The sequence below is a fragment of the Brachyspira catarrhinii genome (assembly GCF_005518285.1).
GTDB lineage: Bacteria > Spirochaetota > Brachyspiria > Brachyspirales > Brachyspiraceae > Brachyspira > Brachyspira catarrhinii.
In genome coordinates this window covers 1-604 of the sequence record NZ_SJDU01000717.1, presented here as the reverse complement: position 1 = coordinate 604, position 604 = coordinate 1, and the positions used below count along the sequence as shown (strand labels likewise).

At 37.1% G+C, this 604-nt stretch carries 1 protein-coding gene; it reads left to right on the top strand.

Annotation, left to right across the window (positions count from 1 at the left end):
- Positions 1–199: 199 nt before the first annotated feature.
- Positions 200–604 (top strand): sialidase family protein (locus EZH24_RS13165; protein ID WP_137999461.1); only part of this gene is annotated, 405 nt, incomplete at its 3' end.

Sequence of the window (604 nt, the reverse complement as noted above, 5' to 3'; positions counted from 1 at the left end):
AAGCAACCGCAAAGGCAAACGGCTATCCCGCTATAACGGTTTTACCAGACGGAACGATTGCCACTTTGACTGAAGAAAATAATGGCGTGATTTTTAGAAGATTTAATTTATATTGGCTTACGAGCGGAGCGGAAAATATAAATTATTAATAGATAGAATAAAATAAAGTTTAATTTAAGTTTAAATAGGAGATGTATATATGCGAAAAAGATATTTTTTTATTCCTTTAATTGCGATTTCCGTTATCACGGGAATTTTAGTTTGGGCTTGTAAGCATCCTTTCGGTCCTGGTATTGCGGGTATATCAGATGTTATAAACGGTGGAGGAGGAAGCGGAGGAGTTCCGCCAAAAGGTTGGTATATGAACGAGAGCGGAGGTCCAGGATATAAAGGAGAGGTGGCAGCCGAAGTAACTAATAGTATGATTTATACAAGTAAAGTTGCTCCTAAAGGGATTCTATTATGGAATAGACAAAGTGGAACTATTTTTTATAGAATACCCGCTTTAATGCAACTTCCAAACGGGGATTTGCTCGCCTTTGCCGATAGAAGAAAAGGAACTATAGGAGATTTGCCTAATAGTATAGAAGTTGTTATGAAAAGA